Here is a 2,600-nt window from a genome sequence, read left to right on the forward strand (position 1 = left end):
CGCGGCCGCCGGGGCGGCGGCCACGTACTGCGGCGCGCTGGCGGTCATGCCCTTGGGGGTACGCGCCAGGCGCACGCTTTCCTCGCCTTCCTTGATCTCGATCTCGGCGAGATTCGATTCTTCCAGCAGGTCGATCAGTTTCTTGATTTTGCGGAGATCCATAACGGCCTCGTGAGGTGACTTTGAAAAAGACCGGGCGCGCGGCCCGGGGACTCAGACGGGGGTATGCGGTGCCGGTCGGGCGTGGGCGCGGCTCATGCGGCCGCTCCCAGCCGGGTCAGCGCCGCGTCCATCGCATAGCGGTAGCTGTCGGCGCCGAAGCCGCAGACCACGCCGACCGCGTGGTCGCTGAAATAGCTGTGGTGGCGGAACGGCTCGCGGCTGTGCGGGTTGGACAGGTGGATCTCGATGAACGGGATCGCCACCGCCGCCAGCGCGTCGCGCAGCGCCACCGAGGTATGGGTGAACGCGGCCGGGTTGATCAGGATGAAGGCGGTGCCGTCGCCGCGCGCGGCCTGCACCCGCTCCACCAGCACGTGCTCGGCGTTGGATTGCAGGCTCTCCAGCGCGTGGCCGGCGGCGCTGGCCTGGGCCAGCAGCGCGGCATCGATCTGCGCCAGGGTGGCATGGCCGTATACGCCCGGCTCGCGGGTGCCGAGCAGGTTGAGGTTGGGGCCATGCAGCAGCAGCAGTCGCGCCATCGGGAACAAAGCAGCGGAAAGGGCGGCAGTCTGCGCGAAGCCGGCATTGCTGTCCAGTTCGGCGAAGTTGCGGGTGTTTTAAACAAATGTTTGATTTTTCGCCGGTCTGCGTCGCGTCAGCGCAGGCATGGCGGGCGGGCAACGGGCCGCGCCACTGCCTGCGGTTATGTCGCATCTTGCGCGGGCCATGCAAGTGTCGCTGCAGCATGGGACGGCCACATTGCAGCGCCATCGCCGCCGCGCGTCGACGCGCCGGCGGAAGTGGTATATACCATTTCAAAATCACTGAAATACCAGTCGAGGGTGGGCGCATGCGAACCGAGCGTATTGGCCGTTGCGGCCTTGGCCGCCACATCCTGGCGTTCGCGCTGCTGGCCGCGGCGACCGCGCCCGCGCTGGCGGCGCCGCCGGCCACCCTGCCGGCGGTGTACCCGACGCCGACCTCGCTGCGCCTGCTCGGGCCGGAGCTGCCGCTGGGGCCGTCGGTGGTGCTGGTGCAGGCCGGCAAGGCCGACCCGGCCACCGACGCGCTGGTGCGCGCGGTGTTGCGCGAGGCCGGGGTTTCCCGCATCCGCCGCGCCAGCACGCTGCCGCACGACCCGCAGGCGGTGTCGGTGGTGCTCGGCACCGTCGACGCGGCGCCGGTGCGCGATGCGCTGGCCGCCGTCGACCTGGACGTGCCGGAACGCGCAGAAGGCTATGCGCTGGGCAGCATGGCCAGCGGCCAGGGCACGTTGATCGTGCTGGCCGGCCGCGACGGCGCCGGCCTGTACCACGCGGCGCAGACCTTCCGGCAACTGGTCGCGCACGGGCGCATCGCCTCGGTGGCGGTGACCGACGCGCCGGCGATGCCGGTGCGCGGCACGATCGAGGGTTTCTACGGCAAGCCCTGGAGCATGGCCGAACGCGCCGCGCACCTGGCATTCCTGGCGCGGTTCAAGGCCAACACCTACATCTACAGTCCCAAGGACGACGTGTTCGCGCGCGACCGCTGGCGCGCGCCTTACCCGGCGGCCACGCTGGCGGCGCTGGGCAAGCTGGCCGCGGTCGCCAACCGCGAGCACATCAACTTCGTCTACGCACTCTCGCCGGGGCCGTCGATCTGCTACAGCGACGCGGCCGACCTGCAGGCGATCCGGCGCAAGTTCGCCGCGTTGCGCGCGCGCGGCGTGCGCAGCTTCTACATCGCCTTCGACGACATCGAATACACCAAGTGGAACTGCCCCGGCGACGCCACCGCGTTCGGCCCGGCCGGCGAGCAGGCCGCTGCGACTGCGCAGGCGCAACTGCTCAACGCGGTGCAGGCGGACATCGCCGCGGCCGGCCACGGTGCGCTGATCATGGTGCCGACCGAGTACTACAACGTCACCGAGTCGCCGTACAAGGCGACGCTGCGCAAGGCGCTGGATCCGCGCGTGGTGGTGCAGTGGACCGGCACCGACGTGGTTCCGGCGTCGATCTCGGTCAGCGATGCGAAGAACGCGACCAAGGCGTTCGGGCGCAAGACCCTGCTGTGGGACAACTATCCGGTCAACGACTTCGCCGAGACCGCCGGGCGCCTGCTGCTGGCGCCGTACGACCGCCGCCAGGCCGGGCTGTCGGCGGAGCTGAGCGGCATCGTGTCCAACCCGATGAACCAGGAAGTGGCCAGCCGGCCGGCGGTGGCCGGGGTACTGGCCTTCGCCTGGAACGACCGCGGCTACGACGCGCAGCGCACCTGGCGCGCGGCCGCGCGCGACCTGGCCGGTGGCGATGCGCAGGTCGCCGACGCGCTGCTGACCTTCTTCGACACCCAGCACCTGGCGCCGACCTTCGGCCATCTGCCCTGGCAGCCGCAGGCGCCGCGGCTCAAGGCGCTGACCGACGCCGCCCGCGACGCGCTGGCCGACGGCGATCCGG

2 protein-coding genes and 1 pseudogene are annotated in these 2,600 nt (G+C 70.8%); 1 reads left to right on the forward strand and 2 read right to left on the reverse strand.

From position 1 onward, the window contains the following. Positions 1–162: pseudogene (locus D183_RS24145) on the reverse strand (acetyl-CoA carboxylase biotin carboxyl carrier protein); the annotation flags it as partial. A 92-nt stretch (positions 163–254) separates the two neighbouring features. Beyond that, positions 255–701 carry a type II 3-dehydroquinate dehydratase gene (aroQ, locus tag D183_RS0106665; protein ID WP_017908323.1) on the reverse strand — a complete coding sequence of 149 codons (447 nt, stop codon included), beginning with the start codon at positions 699–701 and terminating at the stop codon, positions 255–257. A gap of 311 nt (positions 702–1,012) precedes the next feature. Between aroQ and D183_RS24150 the strand changes: the two genes are divergently transcribed. After that, the coding region (locus tag D183_RS24150; protein WP_017908324.1) for a beta-N-acetylhexosaminidase family protein at positions 1,013–2,600 on the forward strand (1,588 nt) is incomplete at its 3' end.

Source organism: Xanthomonas sp. SHU 199, assembly GCF_000364665.1.
Taxonomy (GTDB): domain Bacteria; phylum Pseudomonadota; class Gammaproteobacteria; order Xanthomonadales; family Xanthomonadaceae; genus Xanthomonas_A; species Xanthomonas_A sontii.

Bases quoted from the DNA above. Each gene is read 5' to 3' on its own strand.
- aroQ (WP_017908323.1), bottom strand. From the start codon at position 701: ATGGCGCGACTGCTGCTGCTGCATGGCCCCAACCTCAACCTGCTCGGC.